This window comes from Rhodanobacter sp. A1T4 (assembly GCF_014207185.1).
Classification (GTDB): Bacteria; Pseudomonadota; Gammaproteobacteria; order Xanthomonadales; family Rhodanobacteraceae; genus Rhodanobacter.
Genome location: NZ_JACHCP010000003.1, coordinates 93,442 through 109,739 on the forward strand (window position 1 = coordinate 93,442; position 16,298 = coordinate 109,739).

A 16,298-nucleotide genomic window follows, 5' to 3' on the forward strand; every position below is an offset into this window, starting at 1 on the left:
GGGTTCATTGTTGGTAGTGATCTTTACCTCATGCCGATGGCATAGATGGTGATGGCAGTTCCATGGAAGTTGCCGGAGTTGTTCTGCGTGTAGGGGTCAGGGCCGACGCGGACGCGGTACTGCACCGATCCCGACACGGGGGCGTCGAAGGCCAGCATGGAATCGAAGTCGGTCGCGCCACCATTGATGTAGTGGTTGTGTACTTTGACGGTGACCCACGTACTACCTGATAGCCGCTCCAGGTAGATGCCCCCTGTCGCTCCGCTGCCGGACGGGTTGTTGATCTTCGTTTCGACGTGGATCAGTGGCAGATGTACTTCACCCAGCAGGACCGGTGCGGGCAGCGTGATGATCGGGCCGACACCGTTGTTCGAAGCAATAAGGTCGCCCGTCCACACTTGGTTTGCGTTGGACTGCAGTGTGCCGATCATGTTCTGCGCCGTGATCTTGCCGGCGAACTTGGCATTGCCTGCTCGATCCACACAGAAGACGGCGTTGTTGTAGTTCTTAACCCCTCCGCCGATCCACATGGGATAGGTATCGCCAGGGTTGTTCGTCAGCTCGCAGCGAAACTCCTGCGGGTTGATGATGGCCCCGTTACCGTCGAGCTGGAACGTGCGGAACGTGCCGCCATTCACTTCGCCCATATTGGCCGAGATGGCTGACAGCGTGTTTGTCCTGATCTTGTCCGCAGTGATCGAGCCATCGACCATGAGCTGCCCTTGGATGCCCACGGTGCTCACGCCGCCGACCGTGCCGATCACGAACGGGTACTTCATCTGCTGGACACCACCCGTGCTGGTGTAGGTCGGGGAGACGAAGCCGAAGCGATCAGCCATAACGATAAAGCTGCTGCCGGTCTTGCTATCCACACCGAGGCCGATGCCGGCGATGACAGGCACGCCATCGATCTTCCCGCCATTGATCCGCACGGTGTAGTTCGCCTGCCACTCGGGGTTTGCGCTGGGATCAGCGCCGCCCACGACCAGAGCCTCGAACCGTTGCTGGAGGTTTGCAAAGGTTCCCTTCGAGAACGCTTCGACCTGAGTGGTCGCGATGGCCTGCGCGTAATCCTTGGTCGCGTAGGTGGTCTGCAGGGTCTGCGTGATCGCCTTGTCGCCCGCAGCGAAGTCCGATGCGACCTTCGTGATGGCCTGCGCGCGTGCTTCGGTTTCTGTAGCGACGGCTTGTTGGACAATCGTGATCTGCGCAAGGCTATCTTTGATGGCCGCGCTGAGCTGCGTGGCGGACGTTACGCGCGCCTCGGTCTCCGTGGCGATGGCCTTGTTGACCTGGATGAACTGTGCGGCGCTGTCGTCGAACTTGGCGAATAGCTCAGTGATCTGCGTCGCCACAGACTGCGAGTTGTCTTCAATGGTCGTGAGCGTGCTTTCAGCCAGCGCAAGCCGGCCTTCAGTCTTGCGGCGCTCATCGAAGGTCTGGTCGCTGCGCAGGAGTTCTTCCAGCAGCGTCTCGGCGGTGTTGTCGATGTCATCCAAGCGGGTCGTCAGGATGCCCATGACGGGCGATGCCATCAGTGCGTCGATGATCTGCTGGATAGCCAGCGAGGGCGGACCACCGTCTTGACCAGTCCAGCCGGAGCCGCCACCAGGGAGACCGCTTCCGCCATAGGCGCCGAAGTCGATCTGCTCTTGCAGGATGTAGAGGAGTTGCTTTGCGTTGGTGTTCAAGTCCTCAGCAGGAAGCTGAGTGCCGGCTTGCACCTCAATGAGTGTGCGGTCGCGCGGGGTGAACCTGCGGATGGTCACCAGGATGCCGTGAGGCACCGGGGCGGCCAATAGAATTTGGGTAGGGCCAGCCCAGGTAAAGGACTGTTCCACAGCATCACCCACATCCCCTGCGAACACACGGATGTCTTCGTTGTGTAGGGAGGGGAAGGGGATGGTGTACGCGGCTGCATCCTCCGCCAGATACATGACGAAGGAGTAGCCACGAGCGAGAGGCGTCATGTATCTCCAGAGGGTTATTGAGGATCGTCTTTCGGGAGCTGGTTAGCCATCCATGAGAGACCATTGCGAACGCCAGTGACGTTCTGAAACCACAGCAGCGACATCGCATCTTTGGCTTGCTTCTGCGTGACGTGCGCATGGGGATCGAGAGCCGTCACAGCGAGCCTTGGCAGACCCCACAGGGCACGTCCGGTTGCTAGGGTGGGGATGCCTTGGACGCCACTGTCTAGACCCGTGGAGCGCCCGTAGGCGAACACAGGGGTGTCATCGCCGCCGAGGGCTTTCTTGACGCCCAAGTCGTGCGCGATGGTGTCCGTCATAAACGGGATCACTGACGAATAGCTCGACTGCTGGAACGCCTGCTTGGCAAGCGAATCCCACGCCATCAGCTTCTCTCGCTTGTCGGTCGTGTCGCCGATGGTGTTGATGTAGTTGCGAGCTGCCATGCCGATACCGGCGAACAGCGTCGATCCCATCCACATCTGCGCCGTCTGCCAGTCACGCATGTGTAAGCCGTGCAGCAGTACCGCCGCGTAGGAGTTGGTCATGAACGTGCGGAACTGCGTGAAGATTCGGCCGGTGGCCGAGTGCATGAGCTGCACCGTATCTCCCACGCCGCCTTCTCCGAGCGTTCGCTTAGCATTGCGCTGAACGAACAACGCCAGCAGGCGCTTCTCATCGGGAGTCCAGGTGCTCCAGTTCTTCGAGATGTCATGGACGCTGTTCATGCCCTTGAGCTTGGCGAAGATCGTGGCCTGATCCTTGGCGTCGAGACCGCCAGCGCGGAGCCGGCGAACCATGCTGGCAGAGACGCCTTCCTTGTTTGCCATCTGCACCAGGCGACTCGCGATACCGACACCAGCGAAACCCTGAAGGAACTGCTGCATCGGAGCGATGCCCGAGACAACACTCATGGCGCGCTGACCGTACTGCATGCCCCGGTCGAGCTTGTTGAGCGCACGGCCGACAGCTTTGTCGTTGTTCCAGACAGACTCACCGACTGCATCGAGACGCAGGTACGGCTGGTTGCGCACGAAGTCCGTGCCCAGGCCCGTCACGTCAGCGAGCCAGCGCGCCTCGACCTGATCGAACTTGCCCATACGCATCTGCTTGACCATGTTGGCTGCAGCAGGTGCTGCCTTGATCGCATTGCGGAAACCCACAGCGCCGAGCGTGCCACCGACGCTTTCCAGCATCGTGTAGCCCACCTGACCCATCGTGGTCATGAAGTTCTGCGAACGGATCAAGCGGGAGCCGCGAGTCCATGCCGAGTTCGGAGCGTCCGAGGTGGACTTGCCCAGGATCGAGTTCAACGTGATGTCGAGCGCACGGGAAAGGTCAGCATCGCCGGCCTCCTTGCTGTGCTTCAGCAGGAACGCCTTATAGCGCTCCAATTCCGCTTGCGTACCCACGTCAACGTGCTTCTTCAGTGCGGCCCATCCAGACATCTCACGGATGAAGTCGGGCACCAGGTTGTCCACGTTGTTCTCCAGCAGATCAGCCAGGTGAACCGTGTGCTCGTTGCCCAGGTCGTCCTTCAGCGTTGCACCGAAGGATTCATCAAGATCAATGCGGGACTTCGCGCGGGCATGGACTGCCTTCTCGGCGGCCTCGCGCTCAAGCTTGCCCACGAGGGCATCCACCTTCACCTTGTCAACGCCGGCCTCGGTCAGCAGCTCACGCACACTGCCAGAGTCAGCAGCAGCGAGGGTGCCGTGCAGATCGCTCGGGCCACCCATCGCTTTCTCGTATCCACGCTTGAGCCATGCACCACTGACTTCGTGCAGGAGATCTTCGTTTAGCTCCTCACCGGGCTTCAAGTTCTTCACCCACTCACTGCGCATCGCGGGCTTCACCAGGTTCTCTTGCAAGTTCTCGAAGGAGAGACCCTTTGTTGCATTGAGATCGGTGTAGCCCTTCGCGGAGAACACGCGGGGCAGGTAGCCGTCCGGTGACATCTCCTTCTCGAACCCAGGGACGCCACGGGCACGAAGCTCGTCCGTCACGGTCTTGAAGGCAGCAGCGGCGTGCGTCGCGGTGGCCTCGACTTCAGGCCCCATGTCCTTCGCCACACCACGGATGGTATAGCCGACCGACTCGTTGAACTGCTGGCGTGCCACGTCACCGCGAACACCCGTGGAGGCGGAATACTTCGCCCACTCCTGTTCAACCGCTGTGCGGTAGGTACCGTGAATGGTGTGATCCAGCAGCTCCGATTCTTCGGCTGCGGTGAACTTGGTGGCGACGTTGCGATCCGTGTTGCCCACGGAGTCACGCAGGAGACCACGAGACTCATTACGAACCAGCGCGGAGTTACTGTTGCCGAAGCGGGCTGCAAGGTCTCGGCGGACTTTCAGGAAGGCACCACGGATCGGTGCGTTCTGCGCTGCGTCGTCGAGCTTCGCTTGCTGCCACTCAGGCGTGCCCACGGCGGGGCCGTACATCTTCGGAACGTTCAAACCATCGACGCGTGCAGCGCCCATCGAGTCCGCCGTGTTCGGCTTGGAACCATCGACGGCCGATGCGGCCTTGGTGAACTTGTTGGTACCATGCGCCAGCTCGGCCAGCTCAGGGCCACGGAAGCCGAACGCGCCGCCCATGAGGAACCCGAAGGCCCCTGCGGTGACGAGATGGTCCGTATCAATCGAAGGGTCGTATTGCGATGACAGTGCTTCACTGCCCACGTTGGTTGCGCCGGCCACCATGCCGGAGCGCACAGCGTTCGCCAGTCGCCCCGCCGTTGCGGAGTAACCCAGGCCACCAGAGGCGGCACCGATAGCGAACATGGACGGATCGAGTAGACCCGCCGCTGCGTTACCCAGGAGGCCGAACTGAGCGGAATCTTCCTGAGCCATCTTGTTCTGCATCGCAAACCCTTTGAGGAGGTCAGCGTGCGCTGGAGACTGTGCGCGCTCCAGCAGTTCCATCTGATCTTCGAGACCGGCCTTGCGCCAGTCGTCGATCACCGGCTTCAGTGCGTCGCCGTAGAAGTTCTCATCACGCTCGACGCCGTTCTCCTGCAGTGCCCGGTCGGCCCATCCGATAGGCCCCTGGACAATCTTCGCGCCGATGAGGTCATGGAACGTCGTGTTGTCCTTGACCTTCTGTGCCTGCGCCGCATCCGTGCGAGCCTTTGCGTCCAGCTTGGTGACACCTGCGGACGGAACTAGAGGGACGTTATCCCTCGGTTGAGCGTAGATGCTCGGTAGCTGATCCACAGGTGGTCCTCGTTAGTGATTGCTGGTGATGAAGTCCGCGAAGGACTGCAGGTGATTGGCCGGGTCGTTGGCGTAGTCGGTGACCTTGTGGGCGGTAGCCACGGAGGCGTCCCACTGGCGCTGCTGGAACTCGGCGGTTGTCGGATCGGTTCCTGCGGGGAGCTGCAGCTTGCCCTTGAGGAGCGGGGCGTATTGGTCGTTCAGTCGCTTGACGTTCTCGGGAGTGAGGTCAGTCGGATTGCGCTGGAGCTGCCTGAATGTCTGCTCATTGCGAACCTTCTTGTCCTGCTCCTGCTTGCTCCATGCCGAGTAGTTGGCGCGGGTGGCAGACGGGATCACATCGACGAACTCGGTGGTCTTGCGCTCGACGCCATCGGTGCCCTTATGGGTCACCTCATGAGTCACGGGGAGCGGCGTACCGCCAGCAGCGATGTAGCTCAGCCGCCACTTGTTCGCATCGCCAGGGACAGGCGCGAATAGCACCTCGTCATCCTTGCCGACCACGTTCTTGTCGATGAGCTTCTGCTTCCACATATTGCTTGCTTCAGTCATCGCGCTGCTGGTCACGTCGTCCATGCCGTCGCCGGTTCCGTAGTTGCGAACCATACGGTCGCCCACGCGGATGAAAGAGGACTTCACTCGGGTCAGCGCGGCCTTCGCGGCCACCTCGGGAGAGGCGCCGGCCTGCACCATGTCTCGGACGGACAGGCGATAAGCGGACTCCATCTCGGACGTGTTGCTGATCGGCGTGTTCGAGCTGAACCAGCCACCGTCCCCGAAGTTCTTGGGGGCATCCTTGGCGACCAGCTTCATCGCTTCAGTGGTGTTGTGGTTGATCGTGTCGGTGTCGAGCGCGCTGCCCATCTTCACCTTCGACCACGCCTGGGTGTCATCGGCTCCCAGCACCTTCGCGGTCTGGTACTGCGTGATCCGTGCAAGTGTCTTGTCGTCCACCTGGCGGGCGGCCCACTCGGGGGAGATGCGCTGCATCTGCTCGAAGATTTTGACGTAGCGCGTGGCCCGCGTGGGGTCGCTCTCGTCGATGCTGCCCGACAGGATTCCCTTGAGAGCCGGGATGGGTGCGCCGGACAGTGCCGACTTGTTGAGGATGGCCTGCACTTGCTTGTCATCGCCGGATTGGAGAGCTGCTGTGAACGCGCGGTCGCCGGCCTTGCCCACGTCATCCGGCTTGATGCCGGCAGCGTTCGCCGCGAGGGCGTCGTAGCTACTCCAGGCGCGATCCGCGTTGCGCTCAACCTGTGCCTTCGCAGCTTCCTTCGCGAGTCGTTCGCCGGCCTCGCGGGACGCGTTGATCTTCGCAGCGACCTCAGCGGCGGACTTGTCGTTCGCCTTGCCCCATGCGAGCGCGCGCGACTTGCCCAGGATTCCCTTGTCAGCCAGTGCGTCGATCTGCACCGTCTCGGCAACCTCCTGCTCGTAGCGGGCCTTCTCGGCACGATCCTTCTGAATCGTCTCTCCTCGCTTGGCAGCGAGCTGCAGTTCTTCTTTGTGCTCAGGGATGTCGGCCAGTACCGGGCGGCCGTTGCCGGTCGAGGTCTGGAGGATCGACATGCCCTTGGCGATGTCCATGTCGCCGGAAGCGATGGACGCCTTCACGGCGTCCACAGCGATGTGATCCAGCTCGTCATCGGTCATGCCCTTGTCGGCATTGATCGCGCGCCAGTTCGTGTAGTTCGTGGCGACGTCTGGACCGCCCTTCGTGATCGCGTTGACTAGGAGGGCAGATGCACCTTCCTCCTCGCGCTTCATCGATTCTTTAATGGACTGCTTCAGGTAGCCCTGCTTGATCCCGTCCTGGGTCTTGGCGAGACCCATGAGGAACGAGTCACGCGCGCGGCCTTCGAGCTTGTTCTCCTCGATAAACTTCTCGGAGCTGTCCTTGATAAACCCGTCGATGTCCGAGCCGGGTTCCATCTTCGCCAGGTCGGCCTGGATGAAAGACTGGTACTTGTCCACGGCATTGATGCCGTCCGTCTCCATGTAGCTGTCGCGAGCAATCTGGCTGGCTTGATCGAGCCACGCCGTTTGATCGGCGCCAGTGACATCGTGTTCGGCGGCTTTCGCTTCGCCTGTGCGCTTATCGTCGGCTTCCTTCTTGGCTTGCGCTTTCGCAAGCTTCTGGCGGCCTTCCTGCACGCCGGACTCGCCGACAGCGTTGGAGATGCCATTGAGGGCGCGACCCATAACGAACATGGCACTGCCGGCACCGCTGGCGGCTTCAAGGTTTGCCTGGACAGGTAGATTGATGTTCGCCGATTGCGAGGAATCGACAGCCTGCTTGGGCGTGATGCGTTGTGCTTCAAAGCGGGGCATGTTGATCCCTTGGTTTGGTTAGTGGCCGGTTTTGATCTTGTAATTGCTGTAGGCATTCGCGCCGGAGTTCGCGGAGCCTGCGAGGCCCGCCACGAGCTGACCGTTGATCTCGCCTGTCTTGCTGCGGACTTCCTGCTGGCTTTCGAGCTGACCGTTCTCACGGTTCTTCTCGATGCGGGACACGTCGCGGCCGGACTGCATGAGGAGATCGTTGAGGATCGCGTCAGTGGAGTTGCCGGATGCGCCGGACTCAGCGGAAGCCGCACGGGCAGAGGCACGCTGTTCACGCGCTTGCTTCAGGCGGTCATCGGTCTGTGCCGATGCGCCCTGGTTGATCTGATCTTGTTGGATTTGTGCTTGCTGATTGAGCGCCTTCTGCTGCTGGTTGGCGCTGTAGACGGCGGATGCTGCGCCGACGACGGCGAGTACACCCGCCGTGATGCTCACGGGTTCACACACTAGGGAATAATCCGAACTCGATGAAGGGGAAGCCGTTGCAGTCGTGGACTTTGTACGGCTTGAAGCCGAGCGCGATCATCCATCGCTGCGCGCGGACGTGACGGGCATCGACGAGGTTGAATAGGGCGGAGTACATCGGGGTGATGTCCGCGATGAACTGCTCAGAGACTTTGACGAACGCACGCGCAATGTGTCCGCGCGGGCCTGTGCTGAGCATCCAGGGGACGCCGATAGTTGGATCAAGGGTGAAGTCGGCAACGCCGTGCGCGGCCTGGGGGTGTCCATCCCACCAGGCCACGGAGGCTTCTCTGCTGCTCTCTACGGATTCGATAAGAGCTTGCAGCGGTGATGCCCAACCACAGGCGTTGAGCTCTGCCAAGTCTTCCGCGCACATGTGAGCCGCGATGTACTTAAGCGATTCCCGTGTGGGTTCGCGGAAGGTGATTGTCATTGCTGTACCTTGGCTGTGTAGAGACCTTCCCATTGCACCGACTGAAACCAGGCGGGGAACGGTGAGTCGTTGGTGAAAGACACATCGACGGCATCGGAGCGCGAGGCCACGAGGAACGAGTAGGTGCCCGATTGGGTCGTAGGGGTGCTCAGGAGGAACGCCGCATCACCTGTCGTCCTGTTGGTGAACGTGCTCTCCAGCTGCGGCACGATGGTGTCGATAGCCTGCGAGCGACCCTTCGGTGTCACGACGCATTTGAAGTACGTCGCGTCGTTGTAGCGGACAGTCATGCGTTTGATCTGCAGCCGGCCGATCAGCTTGCTCACGTTGTTCTGATCGCGAATGAACTGCTGACTCAGCGTGATGCGTCGGTTGTAGCGGTAGCCCACCACGACGCGGCCGGTGTCCACGCGACCCGGCAAGCGGATCGTCTGACCACCATTGACCAGCGTTGCCAAGCGCAGATCGACAGTGGTTCCCGGTGAGGGCCAGTCGGTCGTCTTGAGCACGGCAAGGCCCGTCAGGGTCGGTAGCGTGAGCGGCACAGTGATGTCGGTGTAGTTACCGAACGGCTGCCATACCGGAGTCACCGCCTCACGGCGGTCAAGGTAGATGTCGTGCTCGGCAGAGATCAGCGGGTACGTCGGGGATGAACTCAAGTCCAGGCGCAGTAACTCCACGCCTCCCGAGGGAGCCTTCGTCATCACATAGAGCATCGTGCCGATAGCGTGGACGTGCAGGACTGAGCCGGTGCCCTGGATGAGCCAGCGGTTCCATGCGGACTGCTGCTTGGTATCGCCCGACCACTTGTACTGGTGGACGAACAGATCGCCGCCTGCCGCGTTGCGCTGCGCGATGAACAGCATGTCCGCATCGCCGGCCTCCGCCATGCAGCGGGTGTTGCCCGGTACATACGAGGGAACGTGGGCGGTCACATCGGCCGCTTCGGGCGTCACCGTGTCATCGGACACGAAGTATTCCCGCACGGTGCTCCAGGACTTCGCTTGGTTGTCGTCGAGGAAGAACAGGCTACTGCCGGCCAGCACAGGCTTGATCGTCGGCGACACGCCGTAGGTGGTCACCGGGTCGATCTTGACCGTCTTGGGCGTCAGCGTCGGCGTACCTGTGAGTTGGAATAGCGAGGTCTTGCCGGAGGCGAAGATCATCAACGCCTTTTGATACGAGATGCAGTGAAGCATCTCCGCCACGCCCTCAGTCGGAGCGTTCACGTCGATCACATCACTGTCCAGCAGCGAGGTCACCGTCGTGCGCCAGAAGTTGAAGTAGTGACCGATCTCGGACATGACAATGTTGCCGGCGCTTGCGATGAGACCCAGGCGATCTCGGTGGAAGAACACATCACCGATGCGCTGCCCCACGATGGACGGGGGCGGACTCGATGCGGTGTCGCCCGCGTAACGTGTGTCGTACACCAGGGGGCCGTAGGAGAAGTAGAAGCCATCCGGGTTGGTGCCATCAGGGACACGCTTGAGACCATGAGGCATCGTGGCTGAATCGAAGTAACCGAATTCACCAGGCTTGCTCACTTCCTTCCACACGAGCGAAGACTGGTACTGCACGAAGTAATTGTCGAAGGCGTTGGAGCCGTCGCCGCGAATCTCGTAGATCGCGTTGGACGCGGCAGTCTTCGGAAGGTCTTGGAAGGTCTGCACGGAACCCGACAGGACACCAGCGGTCTTCTGCGTACTCAGTGCCACGGTCTTATCGCGGTTCACGAGGAAGGTGACATCGTCCACCGTGACGGCCCTGAAGGACTGCCAGGGTTCCGAGACGGTCGCAAGGTACGCCAGCGAAGCGGCATCCTTGATGACCACGTACTCCTTGCCGGTCTCGTGATTGAACACGCGGACGTTGTCAGGATAGATCGCGACGATGTAGCGCTCGCGACTGTCACGCACGATGCTGTGGAAGAACGCGGTGTCCGGGATGTCAGACCGCAGGACGTTGACGAACTCCGCAGGCGGCCGGGGGCCAGCACCGCGCGCCGGACTCAGATCACAGTTAACCGCATCGGCGATCTGCGTGGGCAGACGCACCGAAGCATCCTGCTGAGAGACCCCGCCAATCATCGACGGGATGGTTCCAGAGGTCAGCGGCATCAGCGGGTGAAAATCTCGGAGACATCGGTGCCGTCGTTGAACATATTGCCGCGCGGCTCGTAGCTGCGTTCCTCGTCCAGCAACGCCATCAGCGCGAACTTCTCATCGTCCTTGGTGAACCCATAGGACTGTTCGCTACCCTGGAACTGCGCCTGATACTGCGTCGCTGCAGTGACGGTGATGTAGCGACGTGCTGCTTCAGGCAGCGACTCGAAGTCGAACATCCACACGACCTCGACGATAGGGCCGCTGTCTGCAGCGAACACATACGTGGCGTCGTCGTTGTTGTAGAGCTTGCCGGCGCGCGGCGTAACACGGCGCGTCTCGGAAGTAGATGGGCGAATCGAGATGACGTTCGCCGGTAGAACGACCTGACCATCGCTGGCCGGGGTGAAGTAGAAATCGTAGTCACGGTTGAAGTACCAGCCCTTTGACTGGATTTCGCGTGCCTTGGTGCGGAGCGTGTCACGCGCAATGGATGCGTCGGTGAAGCCCAGGTTATCTAGCGAGTTGACGGGACTCTCACCCACTGCCTTCAGCAGTTGATTGACAGCCTCAAGCTCAGTGGTTGCGGACAGTTGCATGAGTCTCCGGTAGGAACAAAAAAACCCGCCACGCCTGGTTAGAGACGTGACGGGTTCGGGGGTGTCGCTTAGGTGCCGACGGCGATTTCAGCAGCGCCGGCAGCACGCAGAGGGCCGTGGCCCAGGGCGAACTTGCTCAGCATCAGGGTGCCCTGACGGCGCGGGTCATACGTGCTTTCCAGCGCCAGGTCCATCAGCTTCAGCGTACCGACCGCGCTCTTGTGGAACACGGCGCAGACCGACTTGCTGTAGTCCGCCCGACGCGAGGCGACAACGCTGGCGTTCGCCGTGTCGTCCTGGTTCGGGAAGTGGTTGGTCTTCAGCAGCTTGATGCGCGCGATGGAGTTGATGACCGCCTGCGACAGCGAGGAGCCGGCGTCAGGGTTGTAGTCACGGTCCACTAGGTCTTTCACCTGCGTCAGCAAGTACCACATCGCCGGCTTCAGCGTGGCAATCACGTCCTCGTCGGGCACGTTCTTCTCGTCGAAGTTCTGACGAATCTGACGGATCGCCGCAGCGACCAGCGTTGCGTCGGTGGCCATCGTCGCCGCCTTGACGATTATGCCACCCGGCTGACCGGGGACCGGGCCGGTCGTCTGACGCGCAGCCAGAATCGCGCAACGGATTTCGTTGAGCTGACGCTGCTTCGCCAGTTCGAGGCCCTGCTGCTTGGTGTACTCGCTGCGGACATCGTAGTGATTCATGGCCTCGTCGATGTTCGGGATGAACACATGCGAGATCAGCATGGGATCGAGGTTCACGATCACTTCGTTGTGCTGCACGTTCAGGCCCGTGATCTCGGTGCCCGGCACGTGGTACTCGGAGCCGATGGTGCCGATAGCCGGGAACGAAGCCGACTTGCCGTGCATGATGTTTCGCTCGGTCACATGACCGGCCATGACGTACTCGGCGACGAACGAAGCAAGCACTTCTCCACCGTACTGCTTGAGGAATAGTGCCTGTGCATCACCAGCGCCCTGAATCTGACCAAGGCGGTTCGGAGTAGCGTTTGCCATTTTGTTCTTGTGTATTTTCCTTTTGGATGGGTTGAGAGAGATGGGTGATCCCGCAGGGGCCGAAGCACAACGCGGGGTTTCTCTTTAGAACTTAGAACTCGGAGAGGGCCAGCCGCTCCACAACCGTTGCGCGGAACGCCGGGTCGGTCTTGTATGCACGCGAGTTCATTGCGGCGGTTACTTCTGCCTGCGACTTGAAAGGTTCAACGCCGGTAGCGGCCTTCTTTCCATTCAGCAGGTTTTGCGGTGGTGTGCCGTGCGTCTTGGCGTGGCGAGCGGTAAGCGCTTCCACAGCCATCTTCGCGCGGGCAGCATCGCCTGATGTCACGGCATCGTTGAAAGCAACCTTCTCGGAATCGGACAGGGCGGACTTCGCCCACGACACGAGGGAGCCATAAGCTTCCTGGCCGCCTGCGGTGCCATACACAGCCGTGTCGTATGCATCGGCCTGCGCCTGCTTGCCCTGGATGTAGGTATCCACGGCGTTGCGCGGGATGCTGGACTTCGCCAGCTTCGCGTAGGTTTCTTCGGACAGCTTCCCGTCCTTCGCGTACTCCGCATTGAGGGCGTCCCAATCCAGGCCGGCACCCTCGACAACCTTCTGAGCATCGCCGTCCCCAGCGGGAATTTCCAAGGCCGGCTTGTCGCCTTCGTTGGCTGCAAGAGCCGCCGCTTCGTCCGCCGCGATTTCCTCGGCGGTCTTGGTGGGCGTGGTCTGCTTGGCGGTCAGCTCGGCATGAGCGGCGACCAGCTCCTCGACGGTCTTGAAGCCACCATAGGTAACTTCTTCGGTCGGGGCGACTGCTTCAACCGGAGGTTCGACGTTGAGGACGATCTCGGTCCTTTCGGTCACAGGGCAGTCTCGGTGAAGTTGTAGATGCTCAGACCGTCCACGACGGTCTTGAACTTCTCAAGGGGATCGGCCGGGGCCGTCTTCGCCTTCGGGGTGACCACAGGGGTTGTGTCAATCACGGCCGGAGCCGTGACGGTTTCTGTTGGGGTTGTTGCCGGATCAGCCGGCTTGTCGGTCACGGGGTTAGCTTTCGCCACTTGAAACTCCTTGTGGTGCCATAGCGGCACCTGCGATGGTTGGGGCTGCGCGTATGGCGGCCTGGTGTGCGGTTGCGTCCTGCTGTTCCTGCGCCATCTGCTCGTCGGACTTGATGAGTCCCTTCATGGTCAGATCGGAAGCTGCGCCCATACGGGCCATCAGCTCGCCAGCATCGACACGAGACGAGAACACCTGCGGCGTGAGCACCTGCTGTGCTGCCTGTGCCCATTCCATGATCTTTCGCATGTCCTGACCACGACCGAGAGCAGCGACGCCGACAACGATGCGGGGCTTGATGAGTCCAGGAGGCAGATCGGGAAGACGACGGGCGCGCGTGAGGCGATCCATGATTCGACGAACTAACGGAAGCAGTAGGTCTTCAGCGAGGATCGAGTAGATGCCTCCGAGGACATCCTCCAGCTCTTGAGCCAGGTAACGGATTTCCTCTGCAGTGACACGCTCGCCCTGACGCTGAATCGAGGTGCGAACACCGAACGCCATTTCCAGACGTGCAATCAGTTTGTCGATGTGCTGACCGACGAAGTTGAAATCGGCGTACTTCTCTTGGGATACGGCCTTGAGCTGTTCTGCCTTGAAGCGCAACACGTCGCCAGACTCGGCTTCAGTGATGGTCTTCGGGCGGATCGAGGCGTTCTCGTCGAGTGCCCACAGCACCTTGGCGGCGGCTGCAGCTCCCTTGAGAATGGCCTTGCTCAGCTTCTCCAGTGCATCGAAGTCGCCGTAGTAGTCGTAGATCAGACCAGCGCCGTAGTCCTCACCGTCTTCCTCGGGAATCCGCAGGGGAATCCAGGGGCAGGCGTCGATGGGGTAGGTGCCTTGCGAACCAGCAACGATGTTGCTGTTCACTTCCTGGTACACCTGCCAAAGATCGCCGTCACGGTAGATGCGGGTATAGAGGTCAACGTCCTGCTCAGGGCCGGCGTCGTTCTTAGCGCCTTTCTTCTCATCAAGACCCAGCGAGGCTTTCAGCTCATTGCCCAAAGTGGACGGAGCGATGCTGTCGAGGGTGATGATCTCAAGGACGGAACCCATACCGTCGCGGTCAACGACGTAGCGGGTCAGCGGGTACATCTTGGCGTTGCCTTCGTCGGGCACGTACATCAGTACGTTGCCGGTCGTCACGAGATGTTTCAGGCCAAGGCCCAAGCGTCCGCGCATACCGGACGTTTCGATGTCGTTGATGACGGTACGCTCGATCTCAGCGAGGCCCATCTCCAGCTCACCCTGCTGGATGCCGGCCTGCTCTGCGAGCTGGTTAGCGTCCATGCCATCGGGAGATAACTTGAAGAAGTTGGCGTTCGCAGGGAACAGCGCCAACAGCAGACGGGCGGACAGCGAGTTAACGCATCGCGCGCCTGTGCCTTGGTACGGGGTGGTGCGGGAAGAACTCGACTTGCCCTTCGAGACTTCCTTGTAAAGCGTCGGCAGTGTGAGAGTGGCGCATTGCTTTGCGCGGGACTCGGCGTTGTTTCGGTCAGACTTGAGCTGAGAGTAACGGCCTTCTGCTGAGACGGTCTGCGGTGCGGACGTGCTCAAGTGGGGATAACGAGACTGCTTCCATAAGCGGTGGAGGTGGACTTATTCAGGTCGATGCGGAGATTCTTTCGACCCGTCGTTGCACTCTCCTGATCCCCCAGACCGTCTCGGGCGGTCAGCAGGATGGCCGGCTTCTCCGCTTCCGTAGGCTTGGGGGCCTTGGGTTTACTGGTACACATTTTTTAGTGCTGCTCCTCTTGTTCGAGCTGACGCTTTCGCAGGAGGGACAACACCAGCCGACGTTCACCCGATCTCAGAAGGAATTCGTTGTGATCCCCTTTCGGGTCGTAGATGACCTCGGGGTATCGCTTATCCAACTCATCGATCAGGTCGTAGGCGTGAAGGGGGATGTTCTCGGACATAGGGGGTTCCGTGATTCGTGACAGTAATCTTCAGGAACCATCGGAACCCTTGATGGGAAACGGTTGTTTCCTCCTATGCTGGTTGTTTTACCGCGCCAAGCTATGGGTGGTGCTCTGCAAGACTAGAGGGCTGGTGACTTGTCGCTAAACTGCAACGGTGTCGGAACTTGAGGAATTGGGTAATGAATAGCGATGGTAGTGAGGCGCGTCGGCATCATTGGGTACCGCAGTTTTTTTTGCGTGGATTCACGCAGGACGGAGACAAGCGGTCGCAGCTCTACGTCGTAGACTGTATCGCGCAGAAGGTTTTCCGCACTTTGCCTACTAACGTTGCCGTCGAACGTGACTTCAACATGATCGAAGTCGAGGGCCACCATCCGAATGCCGTCGAGTCTGGGTTGTCTGATTTCGAGGGAAAAGTGACTGAGGCGCTCCGGCGGATTGAGGACAGTGTCTCTTTCGCGGACGAAGAAGATCGGCTTTTCGTTCTGAACTTCGTGGCGTTGTTGGCAGTGCGGAATCCGCGAACACGCGAGATGATGCGTAGCGCCAAAGATCGGACCGCGAAGATAGTCATGAACGCTGTGACATACACGGAGCAGAGCTGGGCATCTCACATGAAGCGGGCCGTCGCCTCGGGGGATATTGCTGACGGTAACGAACTGAGCTATGAGACATTTCGAGACTTCGTTGCACGAGAGGATTACGACGTTACTGTGCCTACGACGGAACACGTTCGCATGGAAATGAAAATGATCGATGCTGTTTTGCCTTACCTCGTTGGGCGTAAGTGGCAATTGATCCGAGCAAGCGCAGATTCGGGGGGCTTCGTAACAACGGATCACCCTGTCGTTCTTGTCTGGAAGGACATAGATCAGTCGTCAATGTATCCGCCAGGTTTTGGCTTGGCAGACACAGAAGTCCTTTTTCCGTTGTCGCGTAGGCTTTTAATATCTGGCAAGTTCGGCGGGAACGAGGGGAGTTATGAGGCGACGATGAAACACGTCGCATGCATCAACGCCATGCTGATTCAGCACGGTCGTCGGCAGGTGTATGCATGCGACGAGAATTTCCGCTACCTGCTAAGCGAGAAGCAAGGCTTCCGCTATGGTCGCGACTTATTGGCTGATACGCTGGAGTTGAGCAAGCTGTCGAAAGAAAATCATCGCATCTGAT

Annotated in this window: 13 protein-coding genes; 1 reads left to right on the forward strand and 12 read right to left on the reverse strand. The window is 60.2% G+C overall.

What is annotated here, in order from left to right:
• Positions 1–23: 23 nt before the first annotated feature.
• From HDE80_RS06725 to HDE80_RS06780, 12 genes are all read right to left on the reverse strand, one after another.
• The gene (locus tag HDE80_RS06725) at positions 24–1,970 is read right to left on the reverse strand and encodes a phage tail fiber protein (protein ID WP_184669111.1); all 1,947 of its coding nucleotides are present in this window, start codon (positions 1,968–1,970) and stop codon (positions 24–26) included.
• A 14-nt stretch (positions 1,971–1,984) separates the two neighbouring features.
• The gene (locus HDE80_RS06730) at positions 1,985–5,188 is read right to left on the reverse strand and encodes a hypothetical protein (protein WP_184669113.1); all 3,204 of its coding nucleotides are present in this window, start codon (positions 5,186–5,188) and stop codon (positions 1,985–1,987) included.
• A 12-nt stretch (positions 5,189–5,200) separates the two neighbouring features.
• A complete protein-coding gene (locus HDE80_RS06735) occupies positions 5,201–7,522 on the reverse strand; it encodes a hypothetical protein (RefSeq protein ID WP_184669115.1) in 2,322 nt (773 codons plus the stop codon).
• A gap of 18 nt (positions 7,523–7,540) precedes the next feature.
• A complete protein-coding gene (locus HDE80_RS06740) occupies positions 7,541–7,969 on the reverse strand; it encodes a hypothetical protein (protein ID WP_184669117.1) in 429 nt (142 codons plus the stop codon).
• A 4-nt stretch (positions 7,970–7,973) separates the two neighbouring features.
• Positions 7,974–8,432, reverse strand: coding sequence for a hypothetical protein (locus HDE80_RS06745; RefSeq protein ID WP_184669119.1), 459 nt, complete (start codon positions 8,430–8,432; stop codon positions 7,974–7,976).
• Positions 8,429–10,552: a hypothetical protein gene (locus HDE80_RS06750; protein WP_184669121.1), complete on the reverse strand. Its 2,124-nt coding sequence runs from the start codon at positions 10,550–10,552 to the stop codon at positions 8,429–8,431. Before HDE80_RS06750 ends, HDE80_RS06745 begins: the two co-directional genes overlap by 4 nt.
• The gene (locus tag HDE80_RS06755; protein WP_184669123.1) at positions 10,552–11,136 is read right to left on the reverse strand and encodes a hypothetical protein; all 585 of its coding nucleotides are present in this window, start codon (positions 11,134–11,136) and stop codon (positions 10,552–10,554) included. The genes HDE80_RS06750 and HDE80_RS06755 overlap by 1 nt, the downstream gene beginning before the upstream one ends.
• Before the next feature lie 68 nt (positions 11,137–11,204).
• The gene (locus HDE80_RS06760; RefSeq protein WP_184669125.1) at positions 11,205–12,152 is read right to left on the reverse strand and encodes a capsid protein; all 948 of its coding nucleotides are present in this window, start codon (positions 12,150–12,152) and stop codon (positions 11,205–11,207) included.
• Positions 12,153–12,243: 91 nt separating this feature from the next.
• Positions 12,244–13,005, reverse strand: coding sequence for a hypothetical protein (locus tag HDE80_RS06765; RefSeq protein WP_184669127.1), 762 nt, complete (start codon positions 13,003–13,005; stop codon positions 12,244–12,246).
• Entirely contained in the window at positions 13,002–13,202 is a 201-nt protein-coding gene (locus HDE80_RS06770) for a hypothetical protein (protein ID WP_184669129.1), read from the reverse strand. The genes HDE80_RS06765 and HDE80_RS06770 overlap by 4 nt, the downstream gene beginning before the upstream one ends.
• Positions 13,189–14,760 carry a portal protein gene (locus HDE80_RS06775; RefSeq protein WP_184669131.1) on the reverse strand — a complete coding sequence of 524 codons (1,572 nt, stop codon included), beginning with the start codon at positions 14,758–14,760 and terminating at the stop codon, positions 13,189–13,191. The genes HDE80_RS06770 and HDE80_RS06775 overlap by 14 nt, the downstream gene beginning before the upstream one ends.
• Positions 14,761–14,942: 182 nt before the next feature.
• Positions 14,943–15,122, reverse strand: a complete 180-nt coding sequence (locus HDE80_RS06780) for a hypothetical protein (RefSeq protein ID WP_184669133.1) — start codon at positions 15,120–15,122, stop codon at positions 14,943–14,945.
• A gap of 182 nt (positions 15,123–15,304) precedes the next feature.
• Here HDE80_RS06780 and HDE80_RS06785 point away from each other — a divergent pair, with 182 nt between their 5' ends.
• Positions 15,305–16,297: a DUF4238 domain-containing protein gene (locus HDE80_RS06785; RefSeq protein ID WP_184669135.1), complete on the forward strand. Its 993-nt coding sequence runs from the start codon at positions 15,305–15,307 to the stop codon at positions 16,295–16,297.
• The last annotated feature ends 1 nt before the right edge of the window (position 16,298 follow it).